The organism is Micromonospora sp. DT62 (assembly GCF_049847285.1).
Lineage (GTDB): Bacteria > Actinomycetota > Actinomycetes > Mycobacteriales > Micromonosporaceae > Micromonospora > Micromonospora reichwaldensis.
Genome location: NZ_JBNCOB010000014.1, coordinates 94205 through 111905, shown reverse-complemented (window position 1 = coordinate 111905; position 17701 = coordinate 94205). Strand labels below are relative to the sequence as shown.

General features: G+C 66.6%; 12 protein-coding genes. 1 reads left to right on the top strand and 11 read right to left on the bottom strand.

What is annotated here, in order from left to right; all coding sequences use genetic code 11:
- Positions 1 to 433: 433 nt before the first annotated feature.
- The 11 genes from ACPXCB_RS19925 to ACPXCB_RS19875 all read right to left on the bottom strand — a co-directional run bounded on the left by ACPXCB_RS19925 (position 434) and on the right by ACPXCB_RS19875 (position 16174).
- The gene (locus ACPXCB_RS19925; protein ID WP_425877135.1) at positions 434 to 796 is read right to left on the bottom strand and encodes a hypothetical protein; all 363 of its coding nucleotides are present in this window, start codon (positions 794 to 796) and stop codon (positions 434 to 436) included.
- 411 nt (positions 797 to 1207) lie between these two features.
- Complete coding sequence (locus ACPXCB_RS19920; protein WP_425877134.1) at positions 1208 to 2224, bottom strand: RNA-binding domain-containing protein; 1017 nt, start codon at positions 2222 to 2224, stop codon at positions 1208 to 1210.
- A gap of 504 nt (positions 2225 to 2728) precedes the next feature.
- Positions 2729 to 5077 carry a hypothetical protein gene (locus tag ACPXCB_RS19915; RefSeq protein WP_425877133.1) on the bottom strand — a complete coding sequence of 783 codons (2349 nt, stop codon included), beginning with the start codon at positions 5075 to 5077 and terminating at the stop codon, positions 2729 to 2731.
- A gap of 318 nt (positions 5078 to 5395) precedes the next feature.
- Positions 5396 to 5713 (bottom strand): hypothetical protein, encoded by a 318-nt coding sequence (locus ACPXCB_RS19910; RefSeq protein WP_425877132.1) that lies wholly within the window; start codon positions 5711 to 5713, stop codon positions 5396 to 5398.
- The gene (locus tag ACPXCB_RS19905; RefSeq protein ID WP_425877131.1) at positions 5710 to 6051 is read right to left on the bottom strand and encodes a hypothetical protein; all 342 of its coding nucleotides are present in this window, start codon (positions 6049 to 6051) and stop codon (positions 5710 to 5712) included. The genes ACPXCB_RS19910 and ACPXCB_RS19905 overlap by 4 nt, the downstream gene beginning before the upstream one ends.
- Before the next feature lie 86 nt (positions 6052 to 6137).
- A complete protein-coding gene (locus ACPXCB_RS19900; protein ID WP_425877130.1) occupies positions 6138 to 6737 on the bottom strand; it encodes a hypothetical protein in 600 nt (199 codons plus the stop codon).
- On the bottom strand, positions 6668 to 7231 hold the full coding sequence (locus tag ACPXCB_RS19895) for a hypothetical protein (RefSeq protein WP_425877129.1): 564 nt from the start codon (positions 7229 to 7231) through the stop codon (positions 6668 to 6670). The genes ACPXCB_RS19900 and ACPXCB_RS19895 overlap by 70 nt, the downstream gene beginning before the upstream one ends.
- Positions 7228 to 8229, bottom strand: a complete 1002-nt coding sequence (locus tag ACPXCB_RS19890) for a hypothetical protein (RefSeq protein WP_425877128.1) — start codon at positions 8227 to 8229, stop codon at positions 7228 to 7230. Before ACPXCB_RS19890 ends, ACPXCB_RS19895 begins: the two co-directional genes overlap by 4 nt.
- Before the next feature lie 569 nt (positions 8230 to 8798).
- Positions 8799 to 10640 carry a hypothetical protein gene (locus tag ACPXCB_RS19885; protein ID WP_425877127.1) on the bottom strand — a complete coding sequence of 614 codons (1842 nt, stop codon included), beginning with the start codon at positions 10638 to 10640 and terminating at the stop codon, positions 8799 to 8801.
- 1341 nt (positions 10641 to 11981) lie between these two features.
- Positions 11982 to 15029 (bottom strand): AAA family ATPase, encoded by a 3048-nt coding sequence (locus ACPXCB_RS19880; protein ID WP_425877126.1) that lies wholly within the window; start codon positions 15027 to 15029, stop codon positions 11982 to 11984.
- Entirely contained in the window at positions 15029 to 16174 is a 1146-nt protein-coding gene (locus ACPXCB_RS19875) for an exonuclease SbcCD subunit D (protein ID WP_425877125.1), read from the bottom strand. The genes ACPXCB_RS19880 and ACPXCB_RS19875 overlap by 1 nt, the downstream gene beginning before the upstream one ends.
- A 354-nt stretch (positions 16175 to 16528) precedes the next feature.
- On the opposite strand from ACPXCB_RS19875, the gene ACPXCB_RS19870 reads away from it, so the two are divergent.
- Entirely contained in the window at positions 16529 to 17677 is a 1149-nt protein-coding gene (locus tag ACPXCB_RS19870) for a serine/threonine-protein kinase (protein WP_425877124.1), read from the top strand.
- Positions 17678 to 17701 lie beyond the last annotated feature (24 nt).

Here is a 17701-nt window from a genome sequence, read left to right as displayed (position 1 = left end):
CCGGCGCCGTCGATGACGATCAGCGTCGCCCCTGGTGAGTATGGCGTTGGATCCAGTCGACGGCACGGCGCAGCCCTGACGGGCTGGTCCGGAACTGAGCCTGCCGCCCGCGATGACCTGCACATTCGGGATCAGCATGCCGTCCAATATCGCGCACGCCAGCAGATCGATCACCAGGTCCGCCGCTACCACCCTGAGCTGCAACAACAGCCCAGAAATGACTCAGGGGGACAGGAGACTACCCGCGGGCCGAACTTGGCCGCCCTGGCCCCGTCGGCGTGATAGCCGTCGGGATGCCTTGTGCCCGGTCACGATGCGAGCGGCGTACGACACTTTCGACTGCCGAGCCGCATCGCAGATGGCCAGATTCTTCTCGGCAGGCACCGTCAGAAATAAACACGTCCTCTTGATCAGGCCCGCGTCGATCGACTGGCTACATCAACGCCGGAAACGCCAGCAGCGCCGACCGGACGAACTCGACGTCCTCGTCCGCGTCTTCCCCGACCTCCATGAGCGCCTCGTGCGCACTCAACCGGTTGTCGTCCGCAAACGTCCAGTTGTTCTCAGAGTCGCCCGCCGCCCAGAATAGGACAGCCGCGTTGTACTTCACCATCGCCAACCCAGCGAACGTCAGCAGCTTGGGGTGCGGGTTGCCTTCCTGGAGCATATCGATCAGTTTCGGCTCCGCCTCCTGGCAGGCCGCCAATGCTGCCTCAAGATCGTCGGTGCAGATGTGGACGGCCGCCAGGTTGTTCGCGGTGCGCGCGGTGCCGTACTGCTCCCGCCAGTCGTCCATGTTACGGCGGGCGTTCAGCAGGATCTCGATGGACGCAGCGTCAGGGAACGGCTCAGACCTCGACTCGACGTACGGCGGCCGGCCCTCGCCAGTCAGAAGGAACTCGGCGGTGGCCGTTGATACCTTCGACGATGGGAGCAGGTCCAGTCATGGCTCAAGCCTATGAGCGGCACGTGCCTACGATGTCACCGGTGGCCACGGCTGGCCGATCGACATGCTCGCGCTCACCTTCCGTCATGGCGAGTGGGTGCGGCCGTCCGGTCATCGCTGAGAGTGCGGTGGCGACATCGTCGAGGTCAGGCCCACCGCCGCCGCTTCCCGCTCCGCCGCCGACAGCCAGAGCATGCCCGAGGATCTTCCCTTTCGCGACGTGTTCGAAGCCGGCGCGGCCGGGGACCCAACGCCGCAGTCTCAGACTCTGACTTGCCTGAGGTTGCCGGTGATGTTCTGTCCGAATCCCTCGCCGATCTGCTCGCGTTTGGCCGGCATGGTGCTCGCGCCGCGGCGGACATAAAACTCGGGCCTCTTAGGTTCCAGCACGTGCCAGCGTGGACGGCCCTGAACTTCAAGCAAGAGCACGTGTCTACCGTCGTGCTCTACCCATCGCACGGCATAGGTCGGTTCCGGCTCGATGCTGTCACGGATGATCGAGGCGATCAGCAACTGAAGCTTGTCGCGATCGTCGAGGGGCACGCCAACAACCTGACCATCATCATCGATGCCTACTAGAACTGTTCCAGAGTTCCATGACGCGAACGCCGCAACGGTCTTTAGGAAGGACCGCTTGTCCTCCTGCTGCCGTGTCACCGTCTTCTTGAACTCGACGTACTGTCCCTCGCCGCCAGCGATCAGCAGCTCAAGATCAGCACCGGGTTGCTCAAAGACGACAGAGGCGTCCTGAACGCTGCCAGGGATAGGGCTATCGAAGTACCGGTAGTCCAGCCACTCGTCGGCAGTGCGCAATACCAGCAAGGCGTGTTGGCCGAGTCCGCCTGACAGCCTGATAGTCACGCGTCCCGTCGAACCCACCGGTCGCGAGACGCTGCTCGTCGGGCTGCTCAATTCGAGCCGGACGCCACGGAGATCGTCGCCCTGCACGCCGACCACCACGCTCACAGGCGTGATCTTGATTCGGTGCAGCCAAGCCCGCCGGTCGTGCCGGATGACTCGCCACAGGTTGCCGTGTCCTTGGTGGTCGGGCGCCGCCCCGTCAAAGAACGCGCTGCAAGCGGCTGTGTAGTTGAGGTAGGAAGGGCCGTTACCGATGAGCAGGCCATCCTGCCGCACCGAGGTCTGCTCGCCGCTGATTCGCCACTCAGTGCGCGGCCAAGCAGTCACGAGCGCACCGAATCGTCGTTGCCCGGCGATTCGCTCGAACGTGGCGTTGGGCGCGGCCGGCTTCGGCGCTACCACCTTGTACCCGGCCACCTCTTGAGGATGTCCGCTCAGCAGACTGGCAGCCACCGTCCCGGGGACCTGCTGCTCAATGAACGCTTCCTGTGGGTAGGTCCACAATCGTGGCACGAGAGGTGTCGGGGCATCAAGGACGACATCAGCGCGTCGCAGCTGCCACTCGTCGGCTTCCCGCACAACCGCCAGTCGCACGCCCACGGAATCGGCGTCGCCAACGGCGAGTGCTAGGTCAGCGATATCAACCGAACCCGGTCTGCCACCGTCTGTACCTACCTCTCGCGTTCCAAGCGTGGCCGGTTTTCGCGCTTCCGAGGAGCGATACGGTCGTCCTGTCTCGGCCGTCGCTAGGCTTTGGCCGTTACCCATCCGGCCCGGCTCTCGCGCCACGAACTGTCCCTGCCTGCAGCGGTCAGAGCCGCGGTGCGTCTCAGGGCGGGATCGAGACTACTCCCCGGGCGCGGCGCTCCGGGCGGGCTGCGACACCCCGTTGCCCATGAGCTGGCGAAGCATTGCCGGTGTTCATCGGGGCCTGCTCTGGTTGCCGGGGCGAGGAACGGTGCGCTTCATCCTCTGAAGGGGCACGAGCTGGGCGATGTCTTCATCAAGTTGGGAATCTGGCTCGGTAGGTTCGTTGTAGTAGAGAAGCCGCAGCAGGTCGCTTCCGCTTGGATCGAAGATCATAGCGGCAGCCCTGTGAAAGCCGGTCTGATGCTTCTTCGCCTTGAGATACCGCGACAGTTGCTCTGCAGCGTCGTATGCCTCTTCATCAGGCGAGTGACATGCCCAGACGAGGAGGATATGCGTACCTGACGTCTCGGGCATGAGTTGGGTAATCATGTGTCGCTTTCGGTCACGGCGCACGAGCTTCGCTAGGTCGGCGGAGTGCAGGCCGAACCTACGTTGAACCTTGCCGTTGCCTTCAAAGAGTGATGTCGCTGTGGGCAACCAGCCGGGCTCTCCACACTTCGAGACCATGTCAACGAGCTTGAGAAGCTTGGGATCGGCGCTAAGCCGTGGCTTGTCTGCCGGCGTCGCGGTCGGGTCGATCTTCGATGTGTACCAGGCATCGAGAGGCTCAGTGTGGCCGTCAACCAGCCAAGGGTGTTCGGCGTTGAAGCGACGCAGGTCTGCGGTGGATGGTGGTCCAGACCAGGGAAGGGCCTGCATTGTCCGACGCGGGTCGGGCTCGACGTGCAGGTTCGCGTTGAGGAAGAGAAGGAACAGGTCAAGCTCATCGACGGCCCGATACTTCCACGTCGTTTCGGGCTGCGTGCGGCGGCGCAGGTAGAGCAGCAGCTCGCTGGGACGATCCAGTATCTCGGCCACGATGCGCAGGTCGTGCAGTGAAACTGTCCACGGGATGTTGTCCGGGTTGAGGACGCCAGCTGCGACGAGGGTTGCTGTCGCGGTTGTAACGCCGGAAAGATCTTCAAGCCCTACCGCGATTGTGTGTATCTCTCGTACCCCGCTGGCATCGATCCACTGGCCGTCGTCCAGCCGTACCCGCTTGTCGGCCATGATCCGTTCACGGAGCCGGCCGGCTTGATCGGCCGCTTTGGTCACGATGTCACGCAGTTTGCTGCGGAGTCGGCGGGGATCTCCGGCCCGTGCCTCTGGAGTCAACGCGACGGCCTTGACCTCGATGATCAGTGCCACGTCGTCGATGAGGATGAGGCCATCGCCCTCAACGCGCTTGGTGAACTTCGCGGGGTCGGTTTGCGCTGTGCCAGCTTTCGGGTCGGGGACGAAGTAGTTGAAAGCACGGTAGACCGTCGCTCCGGGAAAGATCCCAGCCAAGAGATCGACGGCGGCGTTCTCGACCCACTCGCCGCGGTGCTGCTTGTAGGTGTCCCACCGCTTGGCCGCGGTCAGCTTGTTCTCGATGACCTCCCGTACCGCCGGCAGCGCCAATGCCTCATGGACGAGCATGCGTCGGCCCTGGGCGTCACTGATGATCGGAGCTGTGCGCAAGGGGTTATCGCCACGAAAGAAATGGTCGAGCGTGTCGCTAACATCCACGAGGCCGGACAGGGTGTACGCATCGAGAACAGCCTCGACCGTAGCGAGGCCATAGCCGGTTTGCTGAGCAACGGCATCAGGATCGATAACGGTTGCTTCGTCTATGTGCGTGGTCAGGCCTTGTACCGCGTCGAACAGCTCATGTGCGGCGGCGCGATGCGCTTGATCTGGCAGTTCAATCTCGCTTTCTTTGCGCTGCTGCCAGGACCGAAGGAACGGCAGGCTCGCGTCCCGCGCGGCCTCCATGCGCGCGAAGCGCTCGGCCAGTTCGGCAGTCGAGAGCGAGCGCACCGCCTGCATGATGTTGACAGCTTCCAAACCCGTGAACCCCAGCGCGGCCTGACAGTCGGCGTTCACAGCCGAATCGCCGAACAGGCCGCGCAAGGTGTCGAGCAGCATGTGTGGGTATATCGGATTGCGGAGCATAATCTCGCGGTGAACTGAATAGAAGAGGATCATGCCCTCCGCATCCGCTGGCGGCGAGTCGAACACAGCCGTCATGCTGCCCGCGGCCAAGGCTCGCTGGGCAGCTGCCTCCACCCTCGGTGGCAGAAACTCAGACTCGACGGGCGCGACGGGGACGTCAGCCGTGGCGTCTCTGCATGCCAGCACCAGCGCAATCAGCTCCAGCGCAGCGGCCGATGGCTCAGTTCCACCCACGGCGCGGTTCATGATCATCCCGACCCAGACGCCTGACACAACTCTGATCAGGTCAAGGCCGCACGCAGCACGGGAAATCTCCTCGGCAGCAGCTAAAAGATCCGCACGCGCTGCCGCAGAGGCATCCTCAGCGCTCGCCGAGGACTGCACATACCGGATGAATCGTTCAAACGTCTCCGCAGTAGCCAACTCGACAGATGACGGCGCACGCTGCTCTCGCCTTGGCCGGTGCTCGCCCGCCCGTTGCCTCTTGATACGCCGAGCTCGGCGCCGCTCACGGCTCACTGCCACCTACCTAACCGCATAGCCGCCCCCACGTTGAACTCATCGATCTTCCCTCTCCGCGTCAAGCACCCTGGCCAGCTCACCGACGTCGGCGGCGCAGAGCTCGGCGGCGGCCTCCGCCCAGCGTGACAGTGCGGCTGACGCACGTGGACGTATGGCGAGCTGCTGCCACGGGTGGGCGGGGCGCAGCCACCTGGCTGCTGGGCAACTGCCAGCCGCCGGTCAGTCAAACGTAGGCGGTTTCACTCGCGCCGCTGGCGGCAACGGCTGCTTGCGCGCCCACGCCTCCGCCTGCTCCCGCACCTTCACTGGGTCGTCGTCGATGAAGAGCTGCTGGTATTCGACGGGGCTGTGGATGCCGTCGCAGGTGCCGTCTCGTGGGTCGGCGATGTGCAGGACCGGAAGGTAGGCGACCGGGGCGCCGCTGGGTAGGTCACCGTCGTCTTCGCTGGTGGCTACCCAGCCGATGACGCGGCCGACAGAGACACGGCGGTCGCTGGACGCTTCGGCGCACCACAAGGGGTAGGGCTGAGGAATCATAGGGTCTCCTCCTCGACGTCAGGGCCGGATTGAACATGGCGCAGTACCGTCCACAACTGGCGCAGCAGCCGTCGGTCCTGGGGCTCGAGATCACTGCGGCCCACCTCCGCCATGACGGCCATCTCGCCCGCGGCGTAGAAGACGCCAGTCACGGGTTCCGTCGCGCCGAATCGCTCGTTGATGGCCGCGAAGAGGGCGTTGAGCTCGCTGCGGTGTTGGCGCCTGACTACCTCTCGTAGAGGCACGAGGTGTTCGGGTGTACGCACTTCCGACACGCCTTGTGTGTAGTCGAGAGCCGCGGTCGGCATCTCCTGGGCTTCGGTCAGCAGATGTTGCATGAGGTGGTCTCCGTTCGGATGGGGCAGCCTCGGGGACCGGCGAGGGCCACGATCGGGCCGATCACCGTACGCGTGCCACTGGCTCGCTAGCGCTGATCGTCTCCAGCGGTCGGAGGAGGGATCTCGGGTTGGTCGCTGTTGGCGGTGGGGAGGGTGGGCGCGTGGCGAGTCCGGTGTCGTCGGAGGGCGGCTCGCATGGTTGCGATGCAGGTTCCTCGAGCGGCATCGATCTGGTCTCGGGGGTAGCGGACCTGCAGGTTCATGTCGGCGTCGGTGGTGAGCACGGGCTGCTGCCACGCTTGCCTCATCTGCCCGCCTGCTTGGATCTTGGTGGCACGGACGAGCGTGGCGTAGCTGGCGGCCACCTCGGGCGCCTCGATCTGCAGGAGGGCTTGGTGGTACGCCAGCCGGGACTGGATCTTGCTGACCTCGTCGGTGAGGTCGTAGCGGGCCTCGGGGGCGTCACGGCGGCGGCGGACCCGGTACGGCATTTCGGCGTAGTCCTCGACCGCGTTGAGGGCCTCGGCGAACGCCTTGGCCTGCCGTTCCCGGCGGGCGGCGCGCTGGTTGAGCGTGTAGGTGACCGAGGCGGAGATAATACCGCCGAGGATCGCGATCACGGCGACGATGACGATCGCCGTCTGGGCGGCCGTCCAGCCGCTCTGCGCTGCTTGGGCGTAGACCATGTGCTGTCACCCCCCTGGGTTCGCGGAAGTCCGTGCGGTGCGTCTTCGAGCAGCCAAACCCCGTCGTACTGGCGCCAGTAGTTCTCGAGGAACAGATGCTGGCGGGTCAGCTCGACGAGTTCGAGCAGCCCTTTGTCGTGGGTCCATCGGCGCTGCGGCGGGTCCAGGGGCATCCACATGCACAACGCCCCGTCGTCGGGCATCCGGTGTTTGGAGGTGGCGCCCGGCTTGGCGAAGACCCGGGGGTAATCCTGCGGGGGCAGCCCGTACGTGTCGTACGGCGGCAGCTTGTGGAAGCGGATCGTGACGTCGACCGGCTCCGGGTCGCCGACCACCTCGAGCGCTTCTATCCGGTAGGCGAGGATCTCACACTCCCTGGCGTAGCAGGCCGGCTCGAAGACGTACTTGTGGGACAGGGTGGGCCCCAGCCGCCGCCGGGCGGCGGCTTCCAGTGGGATCCACCACGACGCTCGCCGGCCGTACCAGTCGGTCACCGGGGCGACCACGCCCGCGCGGAGGTGTCCGGCGCCGGGACGATGAGGCTGGCGGCCGACGCGCCGGTGGTCAGCAAGGCTTGCTCGGCCATCTGGGCGCCCTGGTCGCTGTCCGCGACCACGTGCGGCAGCACGCTGTGCAGTGCGTGCTGGGCGAGGGCGTGCCGGCCGGCCTGCTCGTGTTCGATGGCCGCGGCTACCTTGTCCCGCGCCAGCCCAAGCCGCCATGCCGCGCCCTCGCGGGTCATCCCGGCTGGCAGCTTGATCTTCCCGCCGACTCCGGCAGGGTCCTCGGTGAGCCCGGCGGCCGTCTCGTCGGCGGCGTGGGTGAAGAAGTCGTGCAGCGCCTCTAGCAGGGACCGCTTCTGATCCGCGATGCAGCCCAGGGCCAGGGCCTTGATGTTCCACGAGCACAGCGGCTTGCCGTGGTGGGTGCGCCAGTGCTTGAGAAGCCGCACGGTGCGGGCGAAGACGTTGCCGGTGTCATCGTTGGCCTGCAGGACCATCTCGGTGTGCTTCTCCGGGTGCGCCCGGTCCCACCCGGCCGCGATCGTGGTGTTCGGAATCCACAGCCCCTTCACTGGGTGGTCCAGGGCCACGATCACGTCGGCGGTGAAGTCCTTCTCGCCGGGGGTGACCGGGGCGCCGAACCGCACCAGCACGGACCGCTTCTGGCCCTCGACGGTGACCGTGAGGTTGTCGAACTCGTCCTTGAGGTGCTCCCGGATCGCGTCGCGGGCTTGCTCCATCAGCGGCAACGGCCCGGCACCGTCCGGCCCATACCCGGCGGCGTCGACCACGACACCGAGGTCGACGTCGGTCAGCGGTGTGTTCGCGTCACCGTGCGCAATCGACCCGTTGATGTAGGTACGGGCACCGGGAAACGCGTCGAGCAGCGCCGCGCAGAGCAGGCCTCGGCGTCTGCGGGCTTCACGTAGTTCCTCCAGTGTGACCTCGAGGTTTTTGCGGCCTTCTTCGAGCTGGTCTTCCAGGGACATTTTGGCGTCCTCCTTCTGGGTCCGAGGACCCGGACATGGCGGAACCCCGCAGGCACAGGAAGAAGGAGGCGCGGGTGAAAAAGTTCGCCCGACGGCGCCATCGTCTGCCGCCGACAACCTTCACCGGGTATGTTCCTGGGTGCGAATCAAGAAACGGCCCCGTAGCCCGTCGCCCCCGTGCGCCCGTGGCTGCGGGGTCTTCTGCTGACCCAGCCTAACCCGCCCCACCGACATTCCCCCTGCGACGACGCGAGAGACCGTCGCAGATCGCGGGACGCCTGCAGTGAGCCGACGGCGAGGTACCGACCAAATAGACATTTGTTGCCTTCAGCGGCAGCCGCCCTTGGGCTGAAAGATCCTGGCCAAGCTCCGCTGCTGCCCCCGACGCGCCACCACGATCATCAAGGCCATCCTCGCCCTGCATCACGGCCCGACCAGGCAAAACCCACGATGAAAAGCGCTCAGTAGATCAGCCGCGCCGCCAAGCCACGTAAGTCGTCCCGCTTCGAAGGTTGAGATGGCAACCGGTGGCAGCCCTTGGCTGGGAGTCCGATGAGATGATCAGGGAGTCACTCCGGCGGGAGCAGTCCTACCTGCCGCAGGGGCTCGCGGATGCTCTCGTCGTTCATCGTGTGGCCGTGTTCGAGGCTCTTTAGAACGACATCGTTCTCGCGGGGTGCCAGGTCAACGTGGAACGTCGACCACTGTGTACAGGCGGGACAGTTTTTCCAGAGGAGGAACGGGCGGAGCAGATGTAGCCTGCCATCCGCGTCCATGATGTAGAGGCTTCCCTGCTCGAGCTCGTTGCTTGAGTAGTCCATCACGCGACTCGGCACGATGGAGTGATCGCCCATAAGTTCCTGTAGCCGCAGCGTGGCCACCCTGCGGAGGGCATCCCAACGGATACTTGGTAGGTAGACGAGGCGCAGGTCGCTGAGGAAGTCTGCCCCCGATAGGAGCACCCGAAGTTGGCTGTACGCATCCCGCAGCTGCTTGGCCAAGTCGCCGCGGCGCAAGTGCGCGCGATCGTTGCGATACCCGGCCAGCCGGCCGCACGCTTCCCTCATTTCGTTGGTGTGGAGCATGTGGCGCACCTCGATGAGCGGCTGATCGTCCGGGAGGCGCCGGAACTTCTTGCCGGTCACCTCGGTGAGGATGGCGACCCAGTCGGCGAACGTCGGACCCGTCCGGCCGCCCGCGAGTTTGTCGCGAATGCCCCGGAGTGCGGAGATCTCGACACCAGCGTGTTTTGCCATGACCATGGCGATGATGGCCACGTAGGCTAGTAGCACTTCGGACGCCTCCAGCACGGCGTCGTATGCCTGAAAGGACGGATCGCCGCTCATTTCGGCCTCGACCCAGCGCCACCGGTATGCGATGGGGTGTGGATACCTGGTGCGAACGGCGTGGCCGTGGTCGTCAAGCAGCGCGGCCGCTTCCGCCCGCATGCGAAGGAGGCGACCCGAGCGGAGCAGTCGAGACCTAGCTTCCCTGGGCTCCTCCGATAGCACGGACTCGACCAGGCCGACCGCGTCGGCTCGCCATTCGTCCAGCTGTTCGGCTGCCGCGCTGAGGTCGGCCAGTGCCGACGACAGCACCTCATCCGGTTGAGGCACCGGGAGCTCACGCAAGGCGCTCGGGCGTATGTGCAATCCGACGCCGTCGGTAGCCAATGTCTTCGCCAGCGGCAATCGCAGGAACTGTTTCACCAGCAGGCGTTCATACGGCTGCAGCGAGGAGTCTGGGCGCAGCACGATCACCGTGTGGGCTGCGACCGCGGGCAAGTCGTCGGCCTGCACCTCGGCTACGACTAGTCCGCCGGGGTCACTTGCGTGATGAATCGACCGGACGAGCAAGTCACCGACCCGCAGGCAACGTTCAGGCGGCACATCAGCCCATCTGGTCTGGTCGTCAGGCGGCGCCACGACCCCGCTGCGCCGGACATCTCCGCCCGCAATTACCCGGATACCGCCGTTAACTAGATCGTTGTGCAGCAGCTGGTGGTCGCGCACCAGATGGACGCCGGGAGCCGGCAGTTCGAAGACCTCCTCGAGAGCCACGGCCCGGCCGAGATCCGACAATTTCGCACGCCGCTCCAGCACCGCCGGGTCGTGTCGGTCGAATGCCAAACTTTCACCGGGTAACAACGGTTCGCGGACGACGTAGCCAAAAGTCCGCCGCCCGCCCGCCATCTTCAGCAGGCTGGCAAAGTCCGCCTCCACGACGTTGGCGTCCTCGTTCGTAGGCACGCGGAAGATCCGCAGCGGCTGAGATTCCGGCGTACGTCGGTGCAACAGCATGGCTGCGACTTCAAAAGAGGGATGTACTTGCGGCAAGATCCCGCGGGCGAACACCACGAGCGTCGGCTGCCAGTCCTGCGCAATGACAGCCCGGAGCTGACTGCTACCCAAGTCGGTCATCGTGTGCGCCGGGACAAGCACGAGAAGGATCGGGTCATCTCCCGTCGGGCGGCACTGCGCCAGCACTACCTCGTGGGCGTGTCGTGCCACTACCCCCCGTGGACGCGTCACTTCAGGTCCGAGGCGGTCCCAGGGTGGCAGTAGAACCACTGGGGTGTCCGGGAGGCGCCGGTGGACGGCGGCCACGATGTTCTCCAGGGACATGACTCGCTCGTGTTCCCATCCGGGCATCGCGAACCCGAATAGGGGGTCATCTTCCAAGCTAACGACAACAGGGGCACCCGTACCGGACAGATCGGTAGCCTGCGTGAGGAGCCGCTCCAGCAATGCCCATCCGTCGGTCCATGCGGATTGGCCCGTCATGTTCAATCGATCTCCGATCTCGCGCGCCGCAACAAGTCGTCGACCGAGAACGATAGACAAGGCTTGGCGAGATGCGCGGCCTTCGTCATGCCCTGTGCGGTCAGCCGCCGCATTGGATCTTATCGACCTAGGCGTGTGGCATCCACCCAGCACCACTCCGCGCCGTAGCCGGCGCACCAGGCCGCACTTGTTCGGCTAGACCGGTATCCGCGAGCCGTCGCGTCGCTGGCCACCTGCCTTAGGGGGCCAGTCGTCGCGCAAATCAACGGCAAGGTCGGCGGCAGGATTCTACGGCGTGGTTCGCTGGTCGCGGCGGCCGATGCGGCGCTCCTGCTGGGCGGCGTCGGGGTGTGGGTAGACCCGCCCAAGGGCCGGATGCCCTGCTCCCGGCTCGTCCGGTTCACCGACGAGGATCTGGCTTCGGCGTGCCAGTGAGTGGCAGCGCTTGCCGTCCATACATGCCTGGCAGCTGACCCACACTTTCTAGATCGTCCTAGGATATCAACCTCACCTCAGCGAACTCAATTGGCCCAGCCCTTTGACGCTCCGCGCTCACCTGGGCCCGCCGGTAACGCAGTAATCTGCTGCGACGAGAGGCGGCAACGGCCCTCGGCAGGAACGCCCGATCCGGCTCACCCGACAGGAGGGCAGCGTGGAAGTCTTCGGCACGATACTGTAGTGCCGTTCAGCCCGGCGTCGCTCATCGCCCCTGCGCGGGATTCGGCAGCAAGAACCGGTAGGAATGGGCTGGTACGGCCGGATGCTGATCATCGCGCGCGGAGGTACCCCCGCGCGATGCTTGTGCCGCCCGCCGCAGGACAGGGCAACGCCGCCCGGCAAGCACCGGCGGTGGGGCTACTGCCGGCCCTTACAGGTTCGTTGTCTGGTGGTAGTGGCTTTACCAACCGGAGTCGTTAAAGCCCTGGTGGCTGGGCGTGACCGGGAGGAACAGGCGTAGGCCAAATGTTCTCAGTCGCTTGCTTGGGTTTCGACGGCCACGGTGGAGCCGGTGGCTGTCTTGCGGACGTGGAGGCGGGTTGGAATCCGCCGACGTAGTTCCGCGACGTGGCTGACGAGTCCGACGGTACGGCCACCGGAGCGCAGGCCGTCGAGGGCGTCGAGTACCTGGTCGAGTGCCTCCTGGTCGAGAGTCCCGAAGCCTTCGTCGACGAAGAGGCTGCCGAGTTGGGTGCCGCCGGCCTCGGCCAGGACGACATCGCTGAGGCCGAGCGCCAGGCACAGCGAGACCAGGAAGGTTTCCCCGCCGGAGAGGGTGGCGGGGCGGCGTTCCTGGCCGGTCCAGGCGTCGATGACGGACAGGCCGAGCCCATTGCGGCCGGCGCGGCGGCCGGTGTCCGACTCGGTGACGTGGCGCAGCAGGTAGCGGTTGTGGGTGACCTGCCCGAGTCGGGTGTTCGCCGCCGTGACGACGTGCCGGAACCGGTGGGTCAGCACGTAGGTGGAGAGGGTCATCCGGGTACCGCTGTCGCTGCTCTTGCCCTCGACGAGTTGGGCGAGGCGGTTGGCGATCTCGTACTCCGCGCGGATGGGTCTCCACAGAGCGAGGGCGTTAACCAGATCCGGGCCCAGCCGCTTCAGTCGGTCGTGTTGCTCGACGGCGAGGCCGTGCTGGGAGTGCAGCTCGGTGGCCCGCAGTCGGGCGGCTTGGTAGGTCTGTTCGCTGCCCTCGACGTCCGGTGATGGTTGGTGTGCAGCGGCGAGCAGGGTGGGGTCCTGTGCTCGTCCTGCGGCCTGGTGGTAATCGCCGTCGAAAGCGTCGATGCGCTCCTGCAGGTCGACGATCTCGGGGTCGGTCAGGGCTGCGGCCCGCGCTGCCACGGTGTCGGCGAACTCCGACAGGTGCAGGTGGTGCTGCGCCTCCCGGTGGGCGTCGGCGAGTTCCCTTCCTGCCTGTCGCCACTGCCCCAGGTTGGTCGCTGCGGTCCTGACCTCGGCGACTTCCCCGGTCAGGCGGGTCACCCGTACCCGCAGGGTCTTGTCCTGGCCGCGGACGGCGTCGATGGTCTCGTCGAGTTCGGTGATCTGCGCGGTCAGGGCGGCCTGCTGGGCGTTCGCCGCCGCTTCGTCGCGGCCGATGTCGGCGGCCTCGCGGTGCTGATCGGCCAGCATCACGTCGAGGGTTTCCAGGTGGGCGCCGAGTTCGTCGGCCAGTTTCGTCGCCTCGGTCGCCGCCCGCACCGCCTTGCGTGCCTCGGTGACCGTCGACTTCGCCTGGGCTGCGGTCAGGTCACCGACCGTCTCGGTGACTTCGTTGAGCTGGGCGCTGATGCGCTCGACGGTGATCTCGGCGCTGCGACGTTCGTCGAGCAGTTCGCCCGCCTCCGTCTTGGCGTGGTCCTCGTCGGCGGCGGAGACGGCGTCGGCGGCTGCCTGCGCGGGTTCGGGGTGTTCCGGGGAGCCACAGACCCCGCAGGGCTGACCGGGCCGCAGTTCACCGGCGAGCTCCGCGGCCATGCCGGCCAGCCGACGCTGCCGTACGTCGAGGTGCCGGGCCTCGGCGGCTTGGTGGCGGTCGACGGCGGTACGCCGTTCCTCCTCGGCGGTCGCAAGCTGCGCGGTGAGGTCGTCGCGGCGCTTGCACGCCTTGGCCTGCTTCTGCGCCTCGTCCAGCCGCAGCTCGGCGGCCTCCCGGTCGGCGGCCACCGCCAGGGCCTGCTCGCGCCGGGCAGTGATTTCGGCATGCTCGACCGGCAGCTCGACCAGGCAGGCGTTGACCTTCTCGCTCCGGCTGGCCAGATCTTCGAGCTTCTTGCCGACCGCCGTCCGCTGCCCTCGCAGCATGGTCCGTCGCGCCTCGCTGTCGATCGCGGCCTCGGCGGCACGCAGCTGCGTGGTGCGGGTCTGTTCCGCCCGGGTCAGCGCGTCGACGTCGAGGTCGGCCACGTCGACGGCCTCCCCGCCGTCCGGGACAGTCAGCGCGATACGGTCCGGTAGCACCGCCACGTCAGCGGGCAGCGAGGCGAGGTGTTCGATCGTCGTGCGGCGGAGCAAGTCGAGGTCGTTGTGCCGCCGGTCGACCTGGTCGAGGTACGGCTTCAGCTTCGCTGCCGCGCGGGCGGAGTCGAGCTGGCCCTTCCAGCGGTCACGCTCCGGCTTGCGTGTCGTCAGCTCATCGCGCTGCTGCACCGCCGCCCGGTACTCCCGTTGCTGCCCGGCGAGGGTCGCGGCGGCCTGCCGAACCTGGTCGAGGCGCTGCTCCTCCGCCGTACCCACGGCCATGTTCTGGGCCAGGGCCTCCACCAGGTCAGCGGCCCGGTTTCGGTGTACGGCGGCCCAGGCGTCCAGCTCACTCAAGGTGTCAGGCTTGTCGAGATCGGCGGGCACCTCGGCCTTGACCACCTCGGCGAAGCGCTGCGTCAGGTCGCGGATCGTGCCGAGGGCCGCGCGTTCCTGCTGGCCGAGTTGTGTCCGGTGTTCCGCCAGCCATCCCTCGGCGCGGGTGAAGATCTCGATGTCGAAGAGGCGCCGCAGGAGCCCCTGCCGGTCGTCGGCAGACGCCTGCAGGAACCTGGCGAACCCGCCCTGGGGCAGCAGGACCACCTGGCAGAACTGCTGGACGTCAAGGCCGGTCTCCGCCCTGGTCAGGTCGGCGGCTTCCCGGTGGTCCCTGGTGACGAACTCGGTCCGGTCCGGGAGCTGTTCGACGATCTCGACAAGGGCCTGTTGTCGGGTGGTCCCGCTGCCGCGTCTACGGGGACGCATCCACTCCGGGCTGCGGGTGATCAATAGCCGTCGGTTGGTCAGGGTGACATCCAGTTCGACCCGGGGGCCGACGCCAACGGCGGCATGATGCGAGTGCAGCGACTTGGCATCGTCCCGGAAACCGGGCACAGATCCGTACAGGGCGAAGCAGATCCCGTCCAGGATCGTGGTCTTCCCCGCGCCGGTGTCCCCGTGGATCAGGAACAGGCCGTCGGCCGTGAGCGCCTCGAAGTCCACGCTCACCGTGTGAGGAAACGGCCCGAAGGCGGTCATGGTCAGCCGGTGCAGTCGCATCAGCGGGTCACCTCCACCCGGCGCAGCTCGTCGAAGGTCCGCTGCAGCAGCGCGACCTCGTCGCCGTCCGCCGGCCGACCACGCACCTCGGTCACAAATTCCAGCGCCACCTCCACCGGTGACAGTCGATCCAGGTCGGCGAGATCCCGGCCACCCACCTCGACGGCCAGGCTCGGCACCACGAGCTTCAGCAGATGCGGGAACCGACGCTTGAGCCGCTCGTGCGGCGACAACGGACGCACCGCATCGGTCAACGTCGCCTCGACCCAACACTGCTCATACGCGCTGTAGGCAGGGCTGTTCAGCAATTCCTCCACGGTGCCGGTGAGCCGGGCCATCCGCCTCGGCACCGGAGCAGGAACCTCCTCCACACCGCGCAGCCCGTCGACACCAAAATCCACCAGATAGGACGACTTGACGTGCGCGGCCTCGGAAAAGCTGAACGCCAGCGGCGACCCGCTGTACCGCAACCCGTCGGCCAGACGCTGACGCCCGTGCAGGTGACCCAACGCCACATAGTCGACGCCCTCGAACACCGCACCGGGCACATGCTGCACCCCACCCACACTGATGTCCCGCTCGGTGTCACAACCCTGCCCACCAGACACGAAGGCGTGCGCCATGACGACGGACCGATAACCGGGGCGAACGGCCAGATCCGACCGAACCCTACCCATCGCGGCACGCAGCGCCGCCGCGTGACTCCGATCCTCGACCCCCCAGTCGGCCACCGCCGACGCCGGTTCGAGGAACGGCACCGGGTAGCAAGCGACCCTCACGTCCTCGTCCTCCAGCAGCACCGGCGTACCCACCGCACCCGTGCCCACCCGCACATGCACACCGGCCCGCTCCAGCAACCGGGAACTGACACCCAACCGCGCCGGCGAATCGTGATTCCCGGCGATGACGACCACCTGGGTCCCCGCCTCCAGCACGAGCCGGGTCTGCGCCTGATCCCACAGACCGACCGCGTCCGGCGGCGGCACCGCCCGGTCGTAGAGATCACCCGCGATGAGCACCGCATCGACCCGCTCGCTCCGAGCGACCTCAACGAGGTGGTCGATGAACGCCTGATGCGCGCCGTGCAGGCTGAGGCCGTGCAGATGGCGGCCCAGATGCCAGTCCGAGGTGTGAAGAAAACGCACGAGCCGAGACGCTAGAACATCCATTGACCGCAGCACATCAACCCAGCCGACCACACTCCCGGCCGAAAATCGGGTGTGTCCCGGCAGTCCGTACGGGAACCCTTTGCTATGGCATGGCTGGAGGGCCGGCGTGGCGGTCCCTCTGGAAATGCTGGCGCCACTGGCCTTGGAGGGCCCGTGCCCTACCGCCACAGCCGACCGGTCGCGCTGTCTGACACTTCGGTGGGGACGCCTCGGGTGAAAAGCGTCCGGTGTAGACCAAGCGGTGACTCGCGTCGCTACGTCCGAATCCGGCAGACTAGGCTGGCATTGAGTCTGGTTTGGACGGACGGTGGGAAAGGCGCAAAGCGGGGCATGAGAGATCTTCCCACCCAGATCGGTCGCTACACGGTCAGCCGTCGCCTCGGCCAGGGCGGGATGGGCGAGGTGTTCCTCGCCTACTCAGCGGCCGGGTCACCGGTCGCGGTAAAATTGATCCGCACCGACCGGCTCGATCCGAACACCCGTACGAGGTTCGAACGCGAAGCAGCAATCGCGCGCACGGTGATCGGTACGAACCGGATCGCCCGCTTCCTCGACGCAGACCCATACGCCGATCGCCCCTGGCTCGCCATGGAGTACGTCCCGGGCTACACCTTGCTGGAGTACGTGGACCAGCACGAGATCCTGCCAGCGCCGCTGGTGGCAAGTCTTGTCGCCCTCCTTGCCGAGGGGCTGGAAGCGGTACACGCAGCCGGGCTGCTGCACCGGGACCTCAAGCCGCAGAACGTCATCCTGGGCGGCGAGGGACCGACAATCATCGACTTCGGGTTGGCCGCCTTCGTGGATGCGTCGGCCTCGAACGACTCCGTGTCCCAGAGCGGGATGATCATCGGCTCGGTCCGGTGCATGCCACCTGAGCAGGCGGATGGAAACCCTCGCGTCAGTCCGGCCGCCGACGTGTACGCGCTCGGCACGGTGCTGCTCTACGCCGCCTCCGGACATTATCCGTACGACGGACGAACCTGGCGGGACATCGTTGACCAGGTAACCAATCCAGCCGTTGAGCCGGATCTCGGCGGAGTTCCGTCCCGGTTGCTGCCACTACTGCGGTCGATGCTCGCGCACGAACCAGGCGCGCGACCGGCGGTCACCGCAGTGGCCGAGTCATGCGCCGCACTGCTACGCGAACTGCAGATCAGCCCCGCAGACGCACGCGTGGCGCTCATCGGCCGCACAGTCGGGGTACACCCATCGCTCCGCGCTGACCAGGTCCCACCCGCCGACGTCGAGGCACGGCTCGCAGAGCTGATTGACGAATCCGCCGACGCGGAGCCCGGACCGTTGGACGTGCCGCCTCGACCGGTCGATCCCGAGCCCGACGAGCCGGCGACGGAAAGTGTTGCCCAGTCCGCTCCGGTACCACCGGCTCCTCCCCCGGCCCAACCACCGAAACGACGGCCGGCATCCAGCCGGGTTGCCGAGCAACTACGGGCGGCCTACGCAGCACAACCGGTTCTGTAGCAGGCGTACAACGTGGTTCGCGCA

Bases quoted from the DNA above. Each gene is read 5' to 3' on its own strand.
- ACPXCB_RS19925 (WP_425877135.1), bottom strand. From the start codon at position 796: ATGGACGACTGGCGGGAGCAGTACGGCACCGCGCGCACCGCGAACAAC.
- ACPXCB_RS19910 (WP_425877132.1), bottom strand. From the start codon at position 5,713: ATGATTCCTCAGCCCTACCCCTTGTGGTGCGCCGAAGCGTCCAGCGAC.
- ACPXCB_RS19905 (WP_425877131.1), bottom strand. From the start codon at position 6,051: ATGCAACATCTGCTGACCGAAGCCCAGGAGATGCCGACCGCGGCTCTC.
- ACPXCB_RS19900 (WP_425877130.1), bottom strand. From the start codon at position 6,737: ATGGTCTACGCCCAAGCAGCGCAGAGCGGCTGGACGGCCGCCCAGACG.
- ACPXCB_RS19890 (WP_425877128.1), bottom strand. From the start codon at position 8,229: ATGTCCCTGGAAGACCAGCTCGAAGAAGGCCGCAAAAACCTCGAGGTC.
- ACPXCB_RS19880 (WP_425877126.1), bottom strand. From the start codon at position 15,029: ATGCGACTGCACCGGCTGACCATGACCGCCTTCGGGCCGTTTCCTCAC.
- ACPXCB_RS19870 (WP_425877124.1), top strand. From the start codon at position 16,529: ATGAGAGATCTTCCCACCCAGATCGGTCGCTACACGGTCAGCCGTCGC.